At 70.3% G+C, this 19,915-nt stretch carries 24 protein-coding genes; 8 read left to right on the top strand and 16 right to left on the bottom strand.

Annotated features, from left to right (window positions below; all coding sequences use genetic code 11):
* Positions 1–4: 4 nt before the first annotated feature.
* From B4N89_RS11510 to B4N89_RS11490, 5 genes are read right to left on the bottom strand one after another with little or no spacing between them, the layout of a single operon-like run.
* A complete protein-coding gene (locus B4N89_RS11510; RefSeq protein WP_078975769.1) occupies positions 5–310 on the bottom strand; it encodes a hypothetical protein in 306 nt (101 codons plus the stop codon).
* Positions 307–1,254 (bottom strand): DUF2637 domain-containing protein, encoded by a 948-nt coding sequence (locus tag B4N89_RS11505; protein WP_078975768.1) that lies wholly within the window; start codon positions 1,252–1,254, stop codon positions 307–309. Before B4N89_RS11505 ends, B4N89_RS11510 begins: the two co-directional genes overlap by 4 nt.
* Entirely contained in the window at positions 1,251–1,577 is a 327-nt protein-coding gene (locus B4N89_RS11500; RefSeq protein ID WP_078975767.1) for a DUF6303 family protein, read from the bottom strand. The genes B4N89_RS11505 and B4N89_RS11500 overlap by 4 nt, the downstream gene beginning before the upstream one ends.
* A complete protein-coding gene (locus B4N89_RS11495; protein WP_143657926.1) occupies positions 1,574–2,068 on the bottom strand; it encodes a hypothetical protein in 495 nt (164 codons plus the stop codon). Before B4N89_RS11495 ends, B4N89_RS11500 begins: the two co-directional genes overlap by 4 nt.
* Positions 2,065–2,394: a hypothetical protein gene (locus B4N89_RS11490; protein WP_143657925.1), complete on the bottom strand. Its 330-nt coding sequence runs from the start codon at positions 2,392–2,394 to the stop codon at positions 2,065–2,067. Before B4N89_RS11490 ends, B4N89_RS11495 begins: the two co-directional genes overlap by 4 nt.
* Positions 2,395–3,078: 684 nt before the next feature.
* Between B4N89_RS11490 and B4N89_RS11485 the strand changes: the two genes are divergently transcribed.
* Both B4N89_RS11485 and B4N89_RS11480 read left to right on the top strand, forming a co-directional pair.
* Complete coding sequence (locus B4N89_RS11485) at positions 3,079–3,837, top strand: helix-turn-helix domain-containing protein (protein ID WP_078975764.1); 759 nt, start codon at positions 3,079–3,081, stop codon at positions 3,835–3,837.
* Positions 3,837–4,307 (top strand): NUDIX hydrolase, encoded by a 471-nt coding sequence (locus B4N89_RS11480; RefSeq protein ID WP_078975763.1) that lies wholly within the window; start codon positions 3,837–3,839, stop codon positions 4,305–4,307. The genes B4N89_RS11485 and B4N89_RS11480 overlap by 1 nt, the downstream gene beginning before the upstream one ends.
* Here B4N89_RS11480 and B4N89_RS11475 read toward each other — a convergent pair.
* From B4N89_RS11475 to B4N89_RS11465, 3 genes are all read right to left on the bottom strand, one after another.
* The gene (locus B4N89_RS11475; RefSeq protein ID WP_078975762.1) at positions 4,304–4,864 is read right to left on the bottom strand and encodes an HD domain-containing protein; all 561 of its coding nucleotides are present in this window, start codon (positions 4,862–4,864) and stop codon (positions 4,304–4,306) included. The two genes, B4N89_RS11480 and B4N89_RS11475, sit on opposite strands and share 4 nt — an antisense overlap.
* Positions 4,855–5,376, bottom strand: coding sequence for a GntR family transcriptional regulator (locus B4N89_RS11470; protein ID WP_235618570.1), 522 nt, complete (start codon positions 5,374–5,376; stop codon positions 4,855–4,857). The genes B4N89_RS11475 and B4N89_RS11470 overlap by 10 nt, the downstream gene beginning before the upstream one ends.
* Before the next feature lie 360 nt (positions 5,377–5,736).
* Positions 5,737–7,092 carry an HNH endonuclease gene (locus tag B4N89_RS11465; protein WP_078975760.1) on the bottom strand — a complete coding sequence of 452 codons (1,356 nt, stop codon included), beginning with the start codon at positions 7,090–7,092 and terminating at the stop codon, positions 5,737–5,739.
* A 590-nt stretch (positions 7,093–7,682) separates the two neighbouring features.
* Between B4N89_RS11465 and B4N89_RS11460 the strand changes: the two genes are divergently transcribed.
* Positions 7,683–8,705 (top strand): NUDIX hydrolase, encoded by a 1,023-nt coding sequence (locus B4N89_RS11460; protein ID WP_161500693.1) that lies wholly within the window; start codon positions 7,683–7,685, stop codon positions 8,703–8,705.
* A 142-nt stretch (positions 8,706–8,847) separates the two neighbouring features.
* Here B4N89_RS11460 and B4N89_RS11455 read toward each other — a convergent pair whose 3' ends face one another.
* The 5 genes from B4N89_RS11455 to B4N89_RS11435 all read right to left on the bottom strand — a co-directional run bounded on the left by B4N89_RS11455 (position 8,848) and on the right by B4N89_RS11435 (position 14,305).
* Entirely contained in the window at positions 8,848–9,291 is a 444-nt protein-coding gene (locus B4N89_RS11455) for a nuclear transport factor 2 family protein (RefSeq protein WP_078975758.1), read from the bottom strand.
* A 142-nt stretch (positions 9,292–9,433) separates the two neighbouring features.
* On the bottom strand, positions 9,434–11,023 hold the full coding sequence (locus B4N89_RS11450) for a beta-N-acetylhexosaminidase (protein WP_268812539.1): 1,590 nt from the start codon (positions 11,021–11,023) through the stop codon (positions 9,434–9,436).
* 126 nt (positions 11,024–11,149) lie between these two features.
* Positions 11,150–11,980: a carbohydrate ABC transporter permease gene (locus tag B4N89_RS11445; protein WP_101897290.1), complete on the bottom strand. Its 831-nt coding sequence runs from the start codon at positions 11,978–11,980 to the stop codon at positions 11,150–11,152.
* Positions 11,981–12,042: 62 nt separating this feature from the next.
* A complete protein-coding gene (locus tag B4N89_RS11440; RefSeq protein ID WP_078975755.1) occupies positions 12,043–13,008 on the bottom strand; it encodes a carbohydrate ABC transporter permease in 966 nt (321 codons plus the stop codon).
* Positions 13,009–13,012: 4 nt separating this feature from the next.
* Positions 13,013–14,305, bottom strand: coding sequence for an extracellular solute-binding protein (locus tag B4N89_RS11435; RefSeq protein ID WP_078975754.1), 1,293 nt, complete (start codon positions 14,303–14,305; stop codon positions 13,013–13,015).
* A 415-nt stretch (positions 14,306–14,720) separates the two neighbouring features.
* Between B4N89_RS11435 and B4N89_RS52565 the strand changes: the two genes are divergently transcribed.
* The 5 genes from B4N89_RS52565 to B4N89_RS11415 all read left to right on the top strand — a co-directional run bounded on the left by B4N89_RS52565 (position 14,721) and on the right by B4N89_RS11415 (position 18,552).
* Positions 14,721–14,849: a hypothetical protein gene (locus tag B4N89_RS52565; RefSeq protein WP_268812488.1), complete on the top strand. Its 129-nt coding sequence runs from the start codon at positions 14,721–14,723 to the stop codon at positions 14,847–14,849.
* Between the two features lie 11 nt (positions 14,850–14,860).
* Positions 14,861–15,832, top strand: a complete 972-nt coding sequence (locus B4N89_RS11430) for an IclR family transcriptional regulator (protein ID WP_235618569.1) — start codon at positions 14,861–14,863, stop codon at positions 15,830–15,832.
* Positions 15,829–17,025 carry an alanine racemase gene (locus tag B4N89_RS11425; protein WP_078975753.1) on the top strand — a complete coding sequence of 399 codons (1,197 nt, stop codon included), beginning with the start codon at positions 15,829–15,831 and terminating at the stop codon, positions 17,023–17,025. Before B4N89_RS11430 ends, B4N89_RS11425 begins: the two co-directional genes overlap by 4 nt.
* 111 nt (positions 17,026–17,136) lie before the next feature.
* Positions 17,137–18,111, top strand: a complete 975-nt coding sequence (locus B4N89_RS11420; protein ID WP_235618568.1) for a sugar kinase — start codon at positions 17,137–17,139, stop codon at positions 18,109–18,111.
* A 60-nt stretch (positions 18,112–18,171) separates the two neighbouring features.
* Positions 18,172–18,552 (top strand): RidA family protein, encoded by a 381-nt coding sequence (locus B4N89_RS11415; RefSeq protein WP_078975751.1) that lies wholly within the window; start codon positions 18,172–18,174, stop codon positions 18,550–18,552.
* A gap of 19 nt (positions 18,553–18,571) precedes the next feature.
* On the opposite strand, the gene B4N89_RS11410 is transcribed toward B4N89_RS11415, so the two are convergent.
* From B4N89_RS11410 to B4N89_RS11400, 3 genes are all read right to left on the bottom strand, one after another.
* Positions 18,572–18,934 (bottom strand): VOC family protein, encoded by a 363-nt coding sequence (locus tag B4N89_RS11410; protein ID WP_078975750.1) that lies wholly within the window; start codon positions 18,932–18,934, stop codon positions 18,572–18,574.
* Between the two features lie 177 nt (positions 18,935–19,111).
* Positions 19,112–19,354 (bottom strand): chaplin, encoded by a 243-nt coding sequence (locus B4N89_RS11405; RefSeq protein WP_078975749.1) that lies wholly within the window; start codon positions 19,352–19,354, stop codon positions 19,112–19,114.
* Between the two features lie 118 nt (positions 19,355–19,472).
* Positions 19,473–19,784 carry a hypothetical protein gene (locus B4N89_RS11400; RefSeq protein WP_078975748.1) on the bottom strand — a complete coding sequence of 104 codons (312 nt, stop codon included), beginning with the start codon at positions 19,782–19,784 and terminating at the stop codon, positions 19,473–19,475.
* Between the last annotated feature and the right edge of the window lie 131 nt (positions 19,785–19,915).

Raw genomic sequence — 19,915 nt, 5'->3', positions numbered from 1 at the left:
CAGGTCAGAACAGTGCTTCCGCCTCGATGTGCTCGGCTCGCGCAGCCGCGGCGCTCTTCGTCGCGGCCGACAGGGCGGGCCGGTGGCAGCGTTCGCACCAGGTCGTCAGGTCCGCCGCGCCCAGCCCGACCGCGACGGCGAGCGAGACGGACAGGTCACGCGGGGCGACGATCAGGCCGTCGTGCCGATCGCACCGCCCGCCGCTGTCGGCGTGGCGCCGTCCGCACCGGCCGGTGCAACCACAGGTGCCGCCTTCGCGGGTCGCCACCGCCGACCACAGGTCGGCACCGACGATCGGGGGCCGGCTCATGCGGCCCGGTCCTCACGCAACTCCAAGTAGCGGGCGGACACCCACCCCACCGACCAACCGCACAACTCGGCCGCAGCGCGCACCGGGTGGCCTTCCTCGAACGCGGCCCGCACCACCGCACGCGCCCGCTCCTCCGAGAGCTTCCCCTCGGCCGGGTCGATCGCGAGCAATGCCGCGCGTTCATCGCGTTCACGCTCGGCGCGCTCGCGGGCGACCCGTTCCTGTTCGGCACGCTCGCGCTCCGCACGTTCGGCGGCCTGCCGTTCGCGCTGTTCACGCTCGCGTTCACGGCGTTCACGCTCGGCCGCCTCGACCCGCTCCCGAGCCCGCTCCGCCTCGCGCTCCTCCCGGAGCGCACGCTCGGCCGCCTCCACCTGCTCACGCGCCAACCGGGCTTCGTGTTCACGCTGTTCACGCGCCACCGATGCCCGGTGCTCGCGCTCCTCGCGCCGTTCCCGTTCGGCCGCCGCTCGGCGCTCGGCCGCGGCCGTCTCGCGCCGCTCGCGCTCGGCCCGTTCACGCTCGTTCAGCGCAACCTGAGCCGCGGTGATCGCCCGCCGATACGCGAGGCCCGTCTCGGCGGTGACGATCAAGAGCAAAGGGGCCACGGCGTGCACGGCGACCCCGACCGGATCCCGGCGCAACGCGCTGTCGGCGACGTTCAGGAGCAGGGTCATCACGCCCGTCATCCACCGCAGCACGACCGGCCACCCGCCACCGTGCCCGCCCACGCGGGCCAGCGCGGCATCCAGGCGCACCACGATCACCACCGCGGCATCGACCACCAACGGCAGGATCGGCGCCGTCCACGCCCACCGCGCCGGAGTGTGCGCGGCGGCCAGCGGGGTGACGGTCAGGACCGAGTAGAGCATCGCGCCGGCCACGATCAGCCACGAACCCACGTTCAACGCCTTCTCCGCCGAACGCAGTTGAGCGGCGTTCACGACCCGCCTCCGTCCGCCCGGCGGACCACGACCACCGCGCTCAGCCGCACCGGCGACATGTCGTCACCGGGCACCTCCGCGTCCTCGATCCAGGCCCACTCGGCGCCGTCCGTGAACACGAACCCGAGCCCGTTCAACACCCGTGAACGCGCCGCTGCGGGCGGCACCGCCGACCTTCGGGCGAAGCGGTGCCGAGGCCAGTCGGACACCGGCCCCGGCACCGGCACGAACAAGCACCAACGCCCATCCTGGAAGTACAGGTGCGCCCGGTGCGTCACACCGCCGTCGACACGGCGCCCGGCCTCGATCCGCACATCGGTCATCGCACACCTGCTGAGACCGCGTGCTCCAGGCGGTGCGTGAACTCCGCCCACGTCTCCGCCGGCCACCCGTCCGAAGGACCGTGACGATCCACGAAGTCCTCCACCAACGCCGCCCGCGTCGCGAACTCCCCGATCGGCCGCCCGGACCGGGCACCCCGCGCCCACTCGTCAACGCCGTGCGCCCACAACACGCACCGATCCCGCACACTGCACCGACCTGCCCAGGAGGCGATCAGGAGCAGGTCCAGGCCGGCCGTGACGGCAACGACGGTCACGACCCCTACCGGCAGCCGCCACAACCCGGGGACGAGCGAGCCCGCCACGAACGCGGAGGCGACGCCCCCGACGAACGCGATCAGGACCGGCCCCGCCGTCAACACGCGGAACCCGACCGCGGCCAGCGCCCGGCGGGCCAGACCGAGCGTGTGCGCACTCGGCGACCACCGCGGCATGTGCGCGATCGGCCACACGACCAACTCTCGGGGCGTCACGCCGCCCACGCCCCTTCGTACCCCTCAACGTCGACCGGCCCCACCGGGCCGACCGGGGCGGACGAGAGCGCCAGCATCTCCGCGCACACCCACGTCCCCGCGTCCACCACTCGCAACGCGGCCAACATCCGCTCCGCGTGCCGGGCCAACTCCCGGTCCCTCGCCCACAGGTCCGAGAGGATGTCCCGCGCCGCGTCCAGCCGCGCCGCCTCCTCCTCCGCCGTCTCACCGGGCTCCCCGTCGAACAGGGCAAAGTCGACGCCGAGCGCCAGTTCCGCGAACTCGGCAACCGTGGCCGCGACGCGGCCGTCCACAATGGTTCTCACGGTCGTGCTCCTCGTAAGTAGGAGTTGCGTCCCACGGAGCGGCCACCACCCGGCCAAGGACAGGTGGTCGCTCCGGCACACAGGCCCCGCCGTCGGCGGGCGGGCCGGACACTCGACGTGCCACGAGCACCCACGGACCCCGACACCCACCCGAACCGGCGCGGCTGTCGGGGACCGAGGTCACTGGTGGTTCATCAGGTCTCAAATGGACGCGAGGCCGCTCGCCCGGGGAGATCCGTCCCGGAGGTCCTGGCGGCAAAAAGGTTGATCGCGTCGTTCTTTAGAGTCGGCGGCGTTACCCCCGCAGGGGTTGGGCCCGGTTGTGACGCGCGCCCCTTCTCGACCGACTGGTCTCCACTCGCCCACGACCGGGCAACTCACGGTCGGCTCACTGCGGTGGATCACGCTATTGAGTTCTCGAAGAGACGTCCGCAGGCAGCCCAATAGAGAGCGCCCCAGCCATCCCGGAAGAGCTAGTTCGACATGCGATACATGTAGAACATGTCCTTCAGGTTGACGTGCCAGCAAGCGTGCGTCAAGTCCGTCCGGGAGGTTTCTTCGACGTCTTCGCCGATGACCCAACGTTGCCGCATGAGCCCGGGACGTGATCACCCCGTGCTATGGCCACGTCGGGACGTCTACGTCTATTGTCGACAACGTTCCGAAACGCCAAGGGGGTTGGACGTGTCGAACGAGCGCCTGCGGGCGGCGATTCTCAGCAATGACCTTGACCTCGCCACGATCGCCACGAGGGTTGGAGTCGACCCGAAGACGATCGAAAAGTGGGTAGCTGGACGCGCTCCTCACCGGCGCAACAAGTACGCCTTGGCGTCGGTCCTCGGGTGCGACGTCTCCTACTTGTGGACCGATGAGCAAGGGGCCGAGGCCACGACAGCCGTGGGCCAAGCCGAATTGGTGTCCTTGTACCCCCACCGCTCCGTCGTCCCCGGCAGGATCTGGACCGATCTCTACGAACGGGCTACCGAGCAGCTGGATGTGTTGGTCTACGCCGGATTCTGGCTGTCGGAAGATCCGCTGTTCCTGCGCATCGTGCAAGAGAAAGCGCGAAGCGGTGCCGTTGTGCGCTTTCTGCTGGGTGATCCCGATGGTGAGCAGGTGGCACGGCGCGGAGCGGACGAAGGCATTGGCGGTGCTATGGCCAGCAAGATTCGTAACGCGCTCGTTAACTACACGAGGTTGTTCGGGTTGCCCGGCGTCGAGTTCCGCGTGCACAACACGATTCTGTACAACTCGATCTATCGCGCCGATGACGAATTGCTGGTCAATACTCATGTGCATGGCGTCGGCGCTTATCTGGCCCCGGTGTTGCACATCCGCCGGTTGCCGCAAGGCACGATGTTCGCGACTTACGTCGAAAGCTTCGACCGGGTGTGGTCCGACGCGCGCCCGCTGTCCAGCCCTACCGACCTCGGAGATGCCTGATGTCCCGCATCGATTACTTCCACGACCCCGATGCCCCATTGGCCAACGCGGTTGTGCCGTCCGTAACGGCGGTCGTCATGGACGAGCGAGGGCGACTGTTGATGATCCACCGTACTGACAACGACCTTTGGGCAATCCCTGGTGGCGGTCACGACATTGGCGAGTCGATTGCCGAGACGGTCATTCGTGAGGTCCGTGAAGAAACCGGCATCGAAGTGGAAGTCACCGACTTCGTGGGGACGTACACGGATCCTGGGCACGTCATGGCATACGACGATGGCGAGGTAAGACAGCAATTCTCACTGTGCTTTCGCGCCCGTCCCGTCGGTGGAGTACTGCGAACGAGCAGCGAATCCAGGGAGGTTCGCTGGGTGGACCCGCGAGAGCTGGACGCACTCGACATTCACAAGTCGATTCGCCTTCGTATCACCCATGGGCTCGCGCGCGACGCAAAGCCCTACATCGGCTAGCGCGGCAACCGGTATTCCGCGAGACGCCGATCGATTCGTGCCGCGGCTGCGTAGATTTCTGGCTCCGCCCGGCGAATGAACCGACCGATGAGGCTATCGGGCCCGTATCGACCCACGATCTCGGCCACTCGCTGGTGAGGATCCGTCGGGGTGCCGTCGGGAGTCGTGGTCATGTCGCAGTAGATGAGGGCGTCGATCAAGTCGTCGCGCTCGGTCGGGAACTCACCAGCCAACTCGGCACGCAGACCACGCTCCTCCGCCTCCAACAGAGCGCAGGAGTGATGGGCAACGAGGTTGGTGACGCGAGCATCGCCGTGAGCACGATCCCGAAGGAAGCGCGCACCGTCCAGCGGGTGAAACCCTGTCTCGACTAGGTCAGGGGCGTAACCGATGTCATGCAGGACCGCAGCTGCGTACAACACCTCGGCGTCGCCACCGAGGATGGGTTCCAGATTTCTGGCGCATCCGGCGACGCCCTTCGAGTGTTCCCAGCGCCGAGGCAAGGACTCCGCGAGCAGGTTCTCGGCAAGCTCGTACGCCCAGTCCGTCAGCTCCATGATTCGAGGCTACGAGGAGCCGCCCCATTGCCGCTATCCGGTGGGCGCACGCCCTCGGGGACGGCTGAAAGCTGCCGAGCTTTGCCCGGGACTGCTACCACGATCCCCGCGCCCTCCAGGTAGGCCAGGGCCTGGCGCACCTTGCCGCGGGAGGCTTCGAACCGGGCGGCGAGTTCCGCCTCACTCCGAATCGGGTCTCCGATATCCAGTTCTCCCCGTCGAACGGCGTCGTAGATGTCCTCGGCGATGCGCTCGTGTAGCGGCTTCGAGCCGGTAGACGTCGGTGACGAAGACTGCCATCCGATGCCCTTACGAGACTCGATCAACCCGTCCTCCGCCAAGACGGCGAGGGCACGCCGTACGGTGGACCTAGCCACACCGAACCGCGCCTGAATCTCGGACTCCGACAACAGCACCTCATCGGTGGAGGACGCCGCAAGCTCGCGCCGAAGCGCGTCGGCGATGGTGAGGTACGTGCCACGCGGACTTGCGCCGCTCACCTGTTCTCCCATCGTTCGAGCAAATACTCGCTGCGGCGCTTCGCAAGTGGGGCACCAGCGTCTACACGTCGTTACGTGTGATGTGGGACCTCTACAACGGCAATGGCCCTGGCGTTCAGCGACGCCAGGGCCCTGCGCGCTGCACACGGGGTCTCGTCTTTGGCTTCAAATCCGGGCGGTACCTTCGTGCTCCCCGGACCTACAGCTCAGTCCGTAGCGTACATCTCAGATGTACGCTACGACTTTACAGACACAGCGATCCACCTCTCTCGCAATTGGCGCCGTTCGAGACCTCTGCCTCAGAGCGTTGGATCCTGGTCATGGGTCCGGCCCGCGCGCTGGCGCGGGTTCGACCCTGTTGCTCCGGAGCTACTACTGCCCTTGTCCGGGGCGTCGCTGGACATCGGGGTGTTCGTCTCGGCCGCAGAGGGCTCGGTGGTAGCGAAGGTGGTCAAGGTTCACGCTGTGACCTGGCATGAACGTCAGGTGACCTTCGACTTCCCCCGTGTCGGTAGTGATGACGTCACCCCTATCAGTGATGTGGATGGCGAGACCATCGAACTCGACGTGGTGGGTGGCGCACAATACGAGGAGGTTGTCCATCGAGTCGGGACCCCCCTCTTTCAGAGCGCGCACGTGCGCTCCTTCGCTCCTGCTCCCGCCATTGATGCTGCGCATGGGTGAGTTGCAGATCTGACACTTGTCGTCGTAGAGACCCTTGAGGTAGCGGACGAATGCCGGGTCGCGCTTGAACCGGGTCGTCGTCGAGCTTGTTCGACCGGGCGGTACGCCCCCCTCCGTCGATCTGGGCCCAGGGATACGAACCTCGGTGTCTGCCACGTTCGTTGCGTCATCGGGGGCGATGCGTGTTCGCGCGAGCAGCGCGTCTTGGTCGGCATGGGAGAAGTACCTGCGCAGCAGATACCCGACCGCGGCGGCTCGGATGTCGGGCCTCCTCAAGTCTGCCGCGGCTTCGGTCGTGAATCCGACCATCGGATTGACAGCGTCGAGCCTGGAGACGCTGGGCGCCCGATCGTCCGGAGTTGTGAGGCCGTTGACCTCCCAGATCTTGTCGGTGCGCAGGTACCAGACCGGGTTCTCCAGCGTGACTTTGGAGCTCTCGTGCCCGAACACCTCGAGCAGGGGCCCAACTTCGTCTCGGAACTGTTTCCACCGCACTTGGGGGACCTCGCCGCGTGCGAGGCGGCCGAGTGCCCACAGAAGGGCGATCGGCTTGTGAAGGCTCGCGGGCATGCCCGCAGCGCGGTGAACGCGCATGTTCTGTATCTGCAGAAGCGTGCGGTTGGCTGGAAGAGGAGCGGCGTGCAAGGTGGTTGTCAGCGACGAACGGATCCGCTTTGCCTCCGCACGCATGCCTGCTTCGTCGGCGAGAAACTCACGGACGACGCGAGCCGTGGGCTCACCCCCGTTGCTTCTCTTCTTCTCGGCGGGGTAGTCGGGATGTGCGGTGTGCAGGTCCGAAGTCTTGCGGGACACGCTGAAGTGGCTCCGGAAGCTGTGGTCGGACAGGTCCACGGTGTGGTAGTTCGCAGACCGGAGGAGAGTCGAAAGCGCCGCCACCCCGGGGTCGTTGTGATCGACCCGCTTGCACCCATGATCGAAGTACAGTTCACAGGCAAGAATCAACTCTTCGCGGATCCAAGGGAACGACTTGCTGGTGGACTTCGCCTCGGGGTCCGGACCATGGGCAGCATCACCGATCGTCATGGGGAGAGGCTACGAGGTGAAGCCGACACCGTCAGATCCCGATCCGTGGAATCCTTGTGGAACGATCTCTCCTCATTTCCCAAGTAACGCTCTTGCGTGCAGGCCACAGCGTTTGTGGGCCCGACTCGTCGGTCTCGCTGTAAATCTGCCGGTGTACGCCTACGTTGGTTCGAACCCAACACCCGCCACACCACGACGAAGGCCCCCGAACAGCGGAAACGCTGGTCGGGGGCCTTCGTCGTTCGTTCCGTGTGGCGTGATGCTCGGGTCCGAGTCGGATGAGGTGAGTCGTGGTGGGCTCACCCTCCGTGGTTTTGTACGGTCCGCCCGCCTCCGGCGAGGACACCGTCGCCGAGGCGCTGTCGCGTGCGGATGGGGGCGTTCGTGCGCTTCCGGCGACTGGGAGCCGGGCCGGGGTGCTCGTCGGGCGACTGCGCGGCGTCCCGTCGTGGTTCGCCGGCCGGGGCCGGGGCGGGTGGTGCGACGTGGATCGCGGGCCATGCACCCGGCCGCGCGGTGTGGGCGACGTGTCCGCGAGGATGGGGGCGAGCCGGGCGCCCGGGACGACGACGGATGTGACGGGGGAGCGGATGAGCGTGGATGGCATCGACGAGCCGGTATCCCGGGAGTTGATCGACTACTGCGCCGGCCTGCCCGGCGTGGTCGTGGGCGCCTCGATGGTGCTGCGCGATCGGCGCGGTCGGCTCGTGGTGGTCGACCCCGGGTACAAGCCCGGCTTGGACCTACCTGGCGGGATGGCCGAGGCCGGGGAGTCCCCGCACGAGACGGCCGGGCGCGAGGTGCGGGAGGAGTTGGGCCTCGACCTCGCCGTCGGGCGGTTGCTCGCCGTGTGCACCACGTCCGCCGCGACGTTCGGGCGGGTCGTGCTCGACTTCGTCTTCGCCGGGCCGACCCTCACCGACGAGCAGGTCGCGGTACTGGCCCCGGCCGACGCCGAGTTGGACGCGGTGTACGTGCTCACGCCCGACGAGGCGCTGCCGCGTTTTCCGGGACGCACCCGGCGGCGGGTCTCGGTCGCGTTGGAGGCGGAGGCGTCGGGGGCCTGCCTGTACGTGGTCGACGGGCGCGAGTATCGGCCGCCGAAGGAGCGGGTCTGGCACGAGGACGAGCCGATCCCGGCCGGTACGCGCGTGGGCCGGGCGGCGGGGTGGCTGTTCGATCCGGACGGTCGGGTGCTGCTGGTGGGCGACCCCGACGGCGGCTACGCGCTGCCCGGTGGCGGCGCAGAGCCGGAGGACGAGGACGCGCTCGCGACCCTGGCCCGGGAGGTGGCCGAGGAGGCCAACGCGGTGCTGGGCAAGATCACCCACGTGGGCTACCTGTCCGACCCGGACGGCGGCGACGTGCGCTCCCGCAGCGCCGCCCTGATCGCCGCCCTCGGCCCGCTCGCCCCCGACCCCGCCACCGGCTGGTCGTGGAGCCGGGTCCTGGTCACCCCGCGCCGCGCCGCCGCCCTGCTCGGCGGCGGCTACGACACCCGGCTGCCGCAGGCCCTCGCCGCCCAGCGCATCGCCCACGAGCGCCTCGGCGTCCCGATCCTGGACGACGACAGCCGCGTCGACGTCCCCCCGGAGGGCGTCACCTTCGCCTGACCGCGCGCGGGACCGTCGCGACGACGCCGACGCGGCGCTCGCGGAAGCCCCGCCCGCGCCGGCACTGCCCACTTCGCTCCGCCGACGCCATTTCGCGACGCCGCCGGTCGGTCCGGCAGCACCGCTTGTCGCGACCACGCGTCTACAACGGACGGTTCAGGTGTCGGCTCAGGTCGCCCACGTAGTCCGTGATCATGTGGCGGCGGGTGAAGTGCCACGTTCCGTCGAGGCGGGCGAAGGTGTCGTGGTAGCGGCCGGTGAAGATGGGCTGGAGGGGGAGGTCGGGCAGCGCCTGGAACACCGTGACGTAGCTGCGGCAGGTGCCCGTCCCCGCGTCGTCGTCGACGTCCAGGACCAGGTTCGTGGTCACGTGCCGCGTGTGGGGTGTGCCGTTGTCGGGAAACCGGCGCGTCCACGCCTCGTACATCTCCCGCGCCCCGGCCGCGCCCCGCACCTCCAGGTCCCCGCCCTCGGAGGTGATCACGGCGTGCGCGAACAACTCGCCCACGCCCGCGAAATCGCCCGCGTCGATGCGCTCGGCGTACAGCCCGATCAGGTTCGGGATCGTGTGGTATCCGGATGGCATGACGGCACCGACCAACCTCTCGTGGCGAAGGGGCGAGGAGCCCGAAGGCCGCCCGGACCCGATCCGGGCGACCATAACTGACGTAGCGTCAGATGTCAGCGCCCGTTCACCCGGTCCGGCCCACCCGGCCCACCACGAACCCTCACCCCACCGTCCCACCCCTGATGTTCTCCGTCAGCTCCAGCAACTCCGCCTCCCGCTCCGCCCGCGTCTTCGGGAACCCCGGCGCGTCCGGTCGGGTCTGCCACGGGTGCGGCCCGTCGAGCGGGCGGTACTCCACGCCCAACGCGTCCAGCCGCGCCAGGTGCGCCGACGTCAACCGCTCGGTGAACTCCGCGAAGTCGCCCGGCCCCGACCACACCGCCTCGGCGAACGCGCACATCCTCGGGAAGGCCATGTAGTCGATCCGCCGCACCGAATCCATGTGCTCGGTCCAGATCTGCGCCTGTCCGCCCAGAATTCGCGCGCCCTCCTCGGCGGTGAGCACCGACGGCACCGGCCGGAACGCGTACACGTCCGCCAACGTCAACAACGGCCCCACCGGAATCGGCTCGTCCGCCGCCTCGCCCTGGCGGTAGTCGAAGTACACCGACATGTCGGGGCACGCCACCACGTCGAACCCGGCCCGCGCCGCCACGATCGTCCCGTGCTCGGCGCGCCACCCCCCGATCAACGCGTCCGACGGCACCGCGTCGCCGCCCGCCAGCACCTCGTCCCAGCCGAACACCACCCGCCCGTGCGCGGCCAACATCTTCGCCAACTCGGCCACGAACCAGCCGCCCAACGAGCCGGGGTCGGGGTGCCCCATCCGCTCCCACGGCCCAGTCGGCACCTCGTCGCCGCCGACGCACACGTACCGCGAGGGGAAGATCGCGCACACCTCGGCCAACACGTCGCGACAAAAGCCCAGCGCCTCCTCGGTCGGCGCCAGCACCCCGTCGGACAGCCCGCCCCACCGGGTGCGCACCCCGTCCACCGGCACCGCGCCCAGCGACGGATACGCCGCCACCGCCGCCTGGACATGCGCCGGCAGGTCGATCTCGGGCACCACGGTGATGTGCCGATCCGCCGCGTACGCGACGATCTCGCGCAGATCGTCGCCCGTGTAGAAGCCGCCGTGCGGCTTCTCGTCGAAGCGCTCGTGCTGCCGGGCCCCGCGCATGCTCGCGGTACGCCACGCGCCCACCGAGGTCAACCGGGGCCACCCCGGCACCTCGATCCGCCAGCCCTGGTCGTCGGTCAGATGCAGGTGCAGCACGTTCAGCCGATGCGCGGCCAGCAGATCGACGAAGCGCAGCACGTCCTGCTTGGGCACGAAGTGCCGGGCCACGTCCAGCATCACCCCGCGCCACCCGAACGCCGGCGCGTCCTCGATCAGGCACGCCGGCATCGACCACACGCCGTCCCGCACCCGTCCGCGCCGGAAAGCGTCCGCCGGCAACAACTGCCGCAGCGTCTGCAGGCCCGCGAACACCCCCGCCGGCGCACCGCCGCACAGGTCCACCCCGGCGGCGGTGACCTCCAGCCGGTATCCCTCCGCCGGCAACGCCTCCGGGTCCAGCCGCAACTCGATTCCCGGCCCCGGCGGCAGCAGGCACCCGGTCGCCGGACCGAGCGCGCCGCGCAACCACGCCGCCTCACCGGCCAGTTCCGGCGGAGCATTCAGCCCGGTCGCGGGCGTCAGTACGAACCCGCCCACACCGGGCGTCATGCGCGCCGGCCGGGGAACCACGGACGGGACGGACGGTACGGATGCCACGGGCGCCACGAACGAGGAAGACACGGAATCAGCCCTTCACCAACGAGGAGGTCACCACGGATACCAACGACGAGCCGAACGCGGGCACACCCCGAACCCTCAGTCCTTCACCGCGCCGCCCAACCCCGACACCAGATGCCGCTGCACCAGCACGAAGAAGATCAGCACCGGAATGGTCATCAGCGTCGAAGCCGCCATGATCCCGCCCCAGTCGTTCTCGTCCGGCTTGAAGAACACCATCAGCGCCGCCGGCAACGTCTGGTGATCGGTGTCCAGGATGAACGTCTTCGCGAACACGAAGTCGTTCCACGCGGTGATGAACGAGAACACCGACGTCGCCGCGAGCCCGGGCGCCACCAGCGGGAACAGGATCCGCCACAGGATGGTGAACCGGTTCGCCCCGTCGATCCGCGCCGCCTCCTCCAGCGACTCCGGGATCGCCTTGACGAAGCCCCGCAACATCCAGATCGCGAACGGCAGCGAGAAGGCCAGGTTCACCAGCATCAGCGAGCCGAGCGTGCTCAGCCCGAACTGCGGCGCCACCGAGCCGATGTCGCGGACCAGGAAGAACAGCGGGATGGTCAGCGCCTCGACCGGCACCATCTGGGCGACCAGGAACATCACCAGGATCGTGGTGCGGAACTTGAAGTTGAACCGGGTCAGCGCCACCGCCGCCAGGAACGCCACGAGCCCGGACAGCACGACCACCACGGTCGCCACGATCAGGCTGTTGAGGAAGTAGCCGCCGAAGCCGCTGACCCCGAAGGCGTCCCGGAAGTTGGACAACGTCGGATGCCACGTCCACGGGCGCGGGTCGACCGAGTTGATCTCGCCGTCCGGCTTGAACGCGGAGAGCACCATCCAGTACAGCGGGAAGACGGTGAGCAGCGCGATCACGATCGCCGTGGTGTTGGCGATCCGCCGGGACACCGTGCGATTGCCCTTCGAGCGACGCGGGCCGGCGGGCCGGACGGCGGCGGCAGGGGTACGGTTCACAGCTCCTCCCCGGAGCGACGCAGCGCGCGGATGTAGAAGATGGTGACCGCGAGCAGGATCAGCGTCATCAGCACGCCGATCGCCGCGCCCAGGCTGTAGTCCGAGGACGCGAAGGCCTTCTGGTACGCGTACACGTTCAGCACCAGGTTCTGGCCGGCGATGCCGCCACCGCCGGTCATCACGTAGATCTGGGTGAAGACCTTGAAGTCCCAGATGATCGACTGGATCACCACGATGGTCAGGATCGGCCGCAACATCGGCAGCATCACGTGTCGGAAGACGGTCCAGGTGGACGCTCCGTCCAGGCGGGCCGCCTCCAGCACCGAGACCGGGATCGACTCGATGCCCGCGTACAGCGAGATCATCACGAACGGGAACGAGTGCCACACCACCACGACGCCGACCAGCGCGAACGCGGACCACTTGTCGTAGAACCAGTTGTGCCCCTGCATCCCCAGGACCTCGTTGACCAGGCCCAGGTTGGTGTCGAACAGGAACATCCACACCGTCGAGCCGGTCATCGCCGGTGCCGCCCAGGCACCGAGCGCGGCGAACAGCAGCAACAGCCGGGACCACTTGCCGACCCGGGTGAGCAGCACCGCCAGCGCCGCGCCCACCGCCAGGGTCGCCACCACACACGCCGCGGCGAACACCACGGTCTGGAACAGCACGTCCCAGAACTGGTCGTCGCCCAGCAGGGTCGAGTAGTTGTCGAAGCCGACGAACTCCGCGACCTCGCCCGCCGACGCCTGCGGCTGACCGAACTTCAGGAAGGAGAGCAGGCCGAGCTGATAGAGCGGGTAGCCGAACAGCGGGATCAGGATGACCGCCGACGGCAGCAGCAGCCAGAACGGCGTCCAGGAGCGGCGCCGTCCGGTCTTCGTCTTGCTCGCGCCGCCGCGCGGGCGGACCGAGGCCGGGGCCGGCCGGTCCGCCCGCGCGGGCGTGGTGGTCGCGGTCACCGGCTTACTTCCCGGCGAACGCGTTGTCGATGACGGTCTTGGCCTCGCCGGTGGCGCCCGAGACGTCCGACTTGCCGGTGATCACCTTCTGGAACATGGTCGGCACCACGGACTGCGAGTCGATCTTGGCCCACGCGGCGTCCTTGGGCACGAACTTGGTGCCCGCGTTCAGGGTGTCGATGAACGGCTTGAGCCACGGGTCCTTGGCCACCACGTCGCCGCGCGCCGAGGCGAGCGTGGGCAGGTTGCCCATCGCGTCGAACATCTGGAGCTGGTACTTCTTGCCGCCCAGGATCTTCATGAAGTCGACCGCGAGCGAGCGGTGCTGCGAGGACTTCATCACGCCGAGGTCGTTGCCGCCGGAGAAGGCCGGCGCGATCGAGCCCGGCGCGGTGCCCGGCAGCGGGACGACCGCGTACTTGCCCTTGGCCGTGCCCGCCTCCACGGCGCTGCGCGAGGAGTTGGGCAGGATCGCCATGCCGGCGGTGCCGGCCGCGAACGCCTCCACCGTCTTGCCGCCGGTCAGGTCGGCGCACTGCTGGGGCGGACAGATGTCCTTGGCGAACAGGTCGGTGTAGGCCTTGACGCCCGCCTGCGACTGCGGCGAGTCGATCGCGGCCGCGTACTTGCCGCCCTGCTGGGTGGCGATCTCGCCGCCGTTGGCCCACAGGAAGGGCAGGCCGCCGAAGGTGTACTTGCCGCCCACCGCGATGCCGAGCATGTCCGGCTTGGCCTGGCGCACCTTCTTCGCCGCGTCGACCAGCTCGGCGTACGAGGTCGGGGGCTTCAGGCCCAGCTCGGTGAACACGTCCGTGCGGTAGTACAGCGAGCGCAGGCCCAGCCACCACGGCAGGCCGTAGACCTTGCCGTCGACCAGCGTGGTGTCCTTGAGGTCCTTGGGCAGGTCGCCGGCCTCCGACCAGTTGGCCAGGTCGCCGGAGATGTCCGCGAGGCCGCCGGCCTGGACGTAGCCGAACAGGTCGGTGTTGCCGAACTCGACCACGTCCGGCGCGCTGTTCGGGTCGTTGAACGCGCCCTTCATCTTCTCCGCGCGCGGGCCCGCGTCGGTGGGGATGTAGCCCACCTCGATGTTCACCTTGGGGTGCGCCGCCTTGAAGTCGGCGACGGCCGCGCCCACGACCTTCTCCTTGGGCGCCCGGTTGGCCTCGTCGTACAGCCACACCTTGAGCGTGCCGGTCTGGTCGTCGGCCGACTTCGTCTTGGACGCCGTGCCCGGCGCGCACGCCGCCAGCGCGATGCCGGCCACTGCGACGGCGGCCAAACTCCGGATCTTCACGACAATTCCTCCTGCGGCGAGGCAGGCCGAGACGATCGCGGGAGTGCCGCGACCCGAGGGTCGGCCTGTACATCTGGACGTCGCGTCAATCGACACGAACGGGGCCGCAAGGGGGAAACAATCCGGTGCGGCGTGAGCGGGACGTTAGAAAGCGGTGCGTCGTTCCGACAAGGCGTCCCGCCGAACGTTGTGCACTGCAAAACTGTGTGCTGCGAAAGTGGTAACGGACGCTTACGGACACGTAACGTCCGTGCTCGGTCGACCCGTCGGTCATCCACCGGACACCGTGCGTTCCGGCCCGCGGGCACGCGGACACACGGGGTCACCCCAGGTGGGCGGACGAGGCGGGAAGACGCGGGAAGCGAGGCCGCGCGGCGCGCGGCGAGGAACGCGTGGAAGGGCAGGGAGGGCTCGCATGTACGACGTACCGCCGCACGGCGGACAGGTGCCCGGCGTCGGCGATGTGCCGGTGGCCGGTGTCCCCGTACGCTCGTTCGGAGCCCTGACGGGCAACCCGCCCGGGCGCCCGGTCAGGCCGTCCTGAAGGACATGCGAGTGAGCACTCCCGAGCACGGCCCCGAACCGGTCGACGGCAGCGCGTCGACCCGCGTCGACCAGCCGATCCGCCTGGTCGAATCGACCCACGCGGTCGGACCGGCCCACGCCGCCGGACCGGCCCACGCCGCCGCAGCCGCCCACGCGGGCTCGTCGGCCCGCCCCGACGAGCCGGACGACGCCCGCGCCAGCCGCCCCCCGGCCCCGCCGCGCAACCAGTCCGCGTCGCTGCGCCGCGCCCTCGCCGTCCTGGAACAGGTCCGCGACCACGCCGCCGCCGAGGGCCTGAGCCTGACCGAGCTGGCCGACACGCTCGGCCTGTCCAAGAGCACCGTGCTGCGCCTGGCCCAGCCGCTCCTGGACACCGGCCTGCTCTCCCGCGACCGCCGGCACGGCCACTTCCGGCTCGGCCCCGGCGCGCTCGCCCTCGGCCAGGCGTACCTGGCCGGCATCGACCTGCGCACCGCCGCCGCCGAGGAGGCCCACCGCCTCATGCGCGAGGCCGGCGGCACCGTGCACCTGTGCGTCCCGGACGCGCCGCACATCGTCTACATCGACAAGGTCGAGAACGAGACCGCCGTACGGATGGCCTCGCGGATCGGCAGCCGCGCGCCGATGTACTGCACGGCGGTCGGCAAGGCCATGCTCGCCTGGCTGCCCGAGGACGTGTTCGCCCAGGTGGTCGACGCGGGCCTGCCCACGGTCACCACCCGCACCCTGACCGACCCCGGACTGCTGCGCACCGAGCTGGCCCGGATCCGCAACCGCGGCTACTCGGTGGACGATCGCGAGAACGAGCCCGAGGTGCGCTGCGTGGCCGCGCCTATCTTCGATCACAACGACGTCGTGGTCGGAGCCCTGTCGGTCTCCGGTCTCACGTCGCGCGTCACCGCCGCCCGGGTCCGCGAACTGGGACCCGCGGTCGCGGCGGCGGCACTCCGTGTATCGCGCACCCTGGGAGCGACCCGATGACCCTCGACTCGTACACCAAGGGCACCTGGCTGCCCTACGAGGAACTCGGCGACGACGAATTCGGCGCCGCCGGACACAGCCTCTTCGACGGGCCGTTCACCTGGCCGGTGATGGTCGCGCGCAAATCGGCGCTGCTCGCGAACGTGGCCACGATGGCCGCGTACACCGAGCGGCACGGCGTGTTGTTCGCCCCGCACGGCAAGACCACCATGTCGCCCGAGCTGTTCGCCGAGCAACTGGGCGCGGGCGCCTGGGGGATCAGCGTGGCCACCGCGAACCAGGCGCTGGCCGCACACCGGTTTCGCGTACCGAGGATCCTGATCGCCAACGAGGTCCTGGACGAGAAGGTGCTGCGCTGGGCCGCCACCCGGCCGGACCTGCTGTTCTACGTCGACTCCCGGGCGGGCGTCGAGGTCGCGGCGGCGGCGCTCGCGGCGGTGCCCGGGGGGAAGTTGTCGGTGCTGGTCGAACTGGGCCGCCCCGGCGCGCGCACCGGGTGTCGCGGTGTCGCCGAGGCGGTCGAGCTGGCCCGGGTCGCGGCGGCGGTGCCGGGGCTGACCGTGGCCGGCGTGGCGGGCTACGAGGGCGGCCTGCCCGACGCCGCGGCGGTGTCCGCGTGGATGGGCGAACTCGCCTCCCTGGCCGACGGGATCGCCGACCTGGTGCCCGGTTCGCCGATCGTCTCGGCGGGCGGCAGCGCCTGGTTCGACGCGGTCGTGGACACGCTCGCACCGGGTGGCAAGCCGCTCCCGGACCGGACGATCATCCTGCGCAGCGGCGCCTACGTCTCGCACGACGACGGCTTCTACGCGGTCCGGACCCCGTTCGCCCGGCACCCCGAGGAGGGCTCGCTCGCGAGCGCCCTGGAGGTCTGGGCGCAGGTGCTCTCCGCGCCCGAGCCGGGCCTGGCCGTGCTCGGCGCGGGTCGCCGCGACGTGCCCTTCGACCAGGACCTGCCCGTCCCGCTGCGCGTCCGCGCGCTGGACGGGACGCTGCGCGAGCCGGGCGCCGCGCGGGTGACCAAGCTGGACGACCAGCACGCCTACCTCGACCTCGGCGACACCGAGGTGGCGCCGGGCGAGCTGGTCTGCCTGGGCATCTCGCATCCCTGTACGGCCTTCGACAAGTGGCGCGTGGTGCCGGTGGTGGACGACGACCACCGCATCGTGGACGTGCTGAACACGCACTTCTGACCGGGGGGAGCCGCGCCCGGCCCCGACCCGGGTCCGGAGCGCCGGTACACCCCACCCGAACCGATCCCGCATCCGATGCCGTCGACGACGCGACCCCCGCGAGAGGACATCATGACCGCCGAACCCCGGGAAACCCCGGACGTGGTCACGCTCGGCGAGACCATGGTGCTGCTTCGCGCGCCGCACATCGGCCCGCTGCGGCACGCCCGTACGCTCGACGTCGCCACCGGCGGGGCCGAGAGCAACCTGGCGATCGGGATCACCCGGCTCGGCGGGCGGGCCGCGTGGATCGGCCGGGTCGGCGACGACGAGTTCGGCCGGCTGGTGCTGACCGTGCTCGGCGGCGAGGGGCTGGACACGCGCGCCGCGGTGGTCGACCCGGAGGCCCCCACCGGGCTCATGGTCAAGGCCCGACGCACCAGCGCGGCCACCGACGTGCGCTACTACCGCGCGGGCAGCGCCGGTTCCCGGCTGTGCCCCGACGACGTGAACCCCGCCCTGGTGCGCTCCGCCCGGATCCTGCACATCACCGGCATCACCCCCGCGCTTTCCCCGACCGCGCGCGCCGCGGTGCGCGCGGCCGTCGCCGAGGCGAACGCGGCGGGCGTCCCGGTCTCGCTCGACCTGAACTACCGGCGGGCGCTGTGGTCGGCCGAGGACGCCGCCGGCGAACTGCGCGCCCTGGCCGGCCACGCCGACATCCTGTTCGCCACCGAGGACGAGGCCCGCCTGGTGCTCAAGGTGCCGGACCACACCCCCTTCGTGGACCTGGCCCGCGAGTTGGCCGCGCTCGGTCCCGCCCAGGTACTGCTCAAGCGCGGCGCGCGCGGCGCGGTCGCGATCGTCGACGGCCGCCCGCACGAGGTGCCGCCGCACCGGGTGCACGCGGTCGACCCGGTCGGCGCGGGCGACGCGTTCGCCGCCGGTTACCTGGCCGAACTGGTCCGGGGCGGTTCGGTCGCGACCCGGCTGGCCACCGCCGCCGCGGCCGGGGCGTTCGCGGTGACCGTGCCCGGCGACTGGGAGGGCCTGCCCCGCCGGGACGAGTTGCGCCTGCTCGCCCAGGACGACGCGGTCATCCGCTGATTTCCGGCCGCACGTAGCATTCCCCCGCATCCGCACACGCGATCGGGAAGGCGAACCACCATGGCCCACAAGGAAATCCGCACCGACGCCGCGCCGAAGCCCGGCGGCACCTACTCGCAGGGCATCGACACCGGCGACTTCGTCTACACCGCGGGCATGGGCCCGATCGACCCGGCCACCGGCGCGACCGTCGGCGACGACGTGGCGACCCAGACCCGCCGGGTGCTCGACAACCTCGGAGCCGTGCTCGCCGAGGCCGGGCTCGACTTCGGCCACGTGGTGAAGGTGACCACGCACCTGGAACACCTCCAGCGCGACTTCGCCGCCTACGACGAGGTCTACCGCGAGTACTTCACCGCGCCGTACCCGGTGCGCACAACCGTCGGCTCGGACCTGATGAACATCCTGGTCGAGATCGACGTGGTGGCCCGCCGCCCGTGAGCCGAGGCGGCGCGGGCGGTCACAGCGGCTGGAGGAATTCGAGCCGGTTGCCCACCGCGTCGTGCGCGTAGCACCGGCGGTGGCCGGGGAACTCGCCGTCGGGCGTGACCTCGGTGCCGTGCGCCGCGAGCCGGGCCATCACGTCGTCCAGGTCGTCGACCAGGATCCCGGGATGGGCCTTGCGCGCGGGCCGGAAGTCGGCCTCGACGCCGAGGTGTATCTCCAGCGTGCCGGCGCGCACCCACAGTCCGCCGCGTGCCGCCGGCACCGGCGGTTTGGCCACCTCGGTCATGCCGAGTACGCCGAGATAGAAGGCACGACACGCGTCCTCGCTGCCGGCGGGGATCGCGAGCTGTACGTGGTGCAGGGCGAAGGATGTCATGCGCGCATTCCTACCTCCCGAACCACGTCGAACGGAACAACGCCCCCGCGCGAGTTCACCCGCCGTCCGGGTTCCTCGTCGGGCGTCGCGGCCCACGGTCCCCCGATCGCGGGCACACACGGCACGGCCCCGCCCGATGCGTGCAAGCACGCGTCGAGCGGGGCCGCAGGCGTTTGCTCAGCCGGCGTTGACGCAGACGTTGCCCCAGGTCGGGTTGAGCGCCGCGATGACGTTGATGGTGTTGCCGCACAGGTTGACCGGGATGTGGATCGGAACCTGGATGTTGTTCCCGGACACCACGCCGGGCGAGCCGACCGCCGCGCCGTCGGCGTCGGCAGTGGCCATCGCGGGGCCGGCAGCGCCCGCGAGAGCGGCGCCCACAGCGGCGGTCAGGACGGCGGACTTGGCGATACGCGACATCTTGTGTCGGTCCTTTCGGTTCGTACAGGACCCACCTCGGCGGGTGGGTCCTGATCAACGCGCCGACGCGCCGGGGGATACGGCGACACCTCCGAACGAGCGGTGCCGGCCCGCCCGATTAGGCCGTTCGAGCGGCGGCCCGCAACCGCCCGGCCAGTTCGCGGGCCACCTGTGCCAGTTCCGCCGGGGCGCTCGCGGCCAGCGCGCACAACACGTCCGCCGACGCCTCGGCGACCGCGCGCGGCACCGGCACCGCCGCGAGCCCGTCCAGCATCGAGCGGGTCCTGGCCGCGATCGGCGGCGCCCCGTCCGGGGGTCCGGCGGCCACGGCGGAGCCGGCCGCGGGTCGCCCCGCGTCGTCCACAATCGCCTCCGGGCCGGGGCCGGGAATCAAACTGCGCAGTCCACGAGGCACGGCGGGCACGGTCATTCCCCGCAAGTTAGTCGACCCGCCCCCGCGAATTTCCCTGCGGGGCGTACTTTTCGGCCATCGAATGTCGATTCGCGCGGTGTTTCATCCTGACGGGTGACGGCGCTGTCGGAATCGACGGCTAACGTTCC

This window comes from Embleya scabrispora (genome assembly GCF_002024165.1).
In the GTDB taxonomy this organism is placed as follows: domain Bacteria; phylum Actinomycetota; class Actinomycetes; order Streptomycetales; family Streptomycetaceae; genus Embleya; species Embleya scabrispora_A.
This window is presented reverse-complemented; position numbering and strand designations above follow the sequence as displayed.

Excerpts from the sequence above, each read along its gene's own strand:
- B4N89_RS11510 (WP_078975769.1), bottom strand. The coding sequence starts at position 310 with ATGAGCCGGCCCCCGATCGTCGGTGCCGACCTGTGGTCGGCGGTGGCG.
- B4N89_RS11500 (WP_078975767.1), bottom strand. The coding sequence starts at position 1,577 with ATGACCGATGTGCGGATCGAGGCCGGGCGCCGTGTCGACGGCGGTGTG.
- B4N89_RS11480 (WP_078975763.1), top strand. The coding sequence starts at position 3,837 with ATGTCCCGCATCGATTACTTCCACGACCCCGATGCCCCATTGGCCAAC.
- B4N89_RS11475 (WP_078975762.1), bottom strand. The coding sequence starts at position 4,864 with ATGGAGCTGACGGACTGGGCGTACGAGCTTGCCGAGAACCTGCTCGCG.
- B4N89_RS11470 (WP_235618570.1), bottom strand. The coding sequence starts at position 5,376 with ATGGGAGAACAGGTGAGCGGCGCAAGTCCGCGTGGCACGTACCTCACC.
- B4N89_RS11465 (WP_078975760.1), bottom strand. The coding sequence starts at position 7,092 with ATGACGATCGGTGATGCTGCCCATGGTCCGGACCCCGAGGCGAAGTCC.
- B4N89_RS11460 (WP_161500693.1), top strand. The coding sequence starts at position 7,683 with ATGAGCGTGGATGGCATCGACGAGCCGGTATCCCGGGAGTTGATCGAC.
- B4N89_RS11455 (WP_078975758.1), bottom strand. The coding sequence starts at position 9,291 with ATGCCATCCGGATACCACACGATCCCGAACCTGATCGGGCTGTACGCC.
- B4N89_RS52565 (WP_268812488.1), top strand. The coding sequence starts at position 14,721 with ATGTACGACGTACCGCCGCACGGCGGACAGGTGCCCGGCGTCGGCGAT.
- B4N89_RS11425 (WP_078975753.1), top strand. The coding sequence starts at position 15,829 with ATGACCCTCGACTCGTACACCAAGGGCACCTGGCTGCCCTACGAGGAA.
- B4N89_RS11420 (WP_235618568.1), top strand. The coding sequence starts at position 17,137 with ATGACCGCCGAACCCCGGGAAACCCCGGACGTGGTCACGCTCGGCGAG.
- B4N89_RS11415 (WP_078975751.1), top strand. The coding sequence starts at position 18,172 with ATGGCCCACAAGGAAATCCGCACCGACGCCGCGCCGAAGCCCGGCGGC.
- B4N89_RS11410 (WP_078975750.1), bottom strand. The coding sequence starts at position 18,934 with ATGACATCCTTCGCCCTGCACCACGTACAGCTCGCGATCCCCGCCGGC.
- B4N89_RS11405 (WP_078975749.1), bottom strand. The coding sequence starts at position 19,354 with ATGTCGCGTATCGCCAAGTCCGCCGTCCTGACCGCCGCTGTGGGCGCC.
- B4N89_RS11400 (WP_078975748.1), bottom strand. The coding sequence starts at position 19,784 with ATGACCGTGCCCGCCGTGCCTCGTGGACTGCGCAGTTTGATTCCCGGC.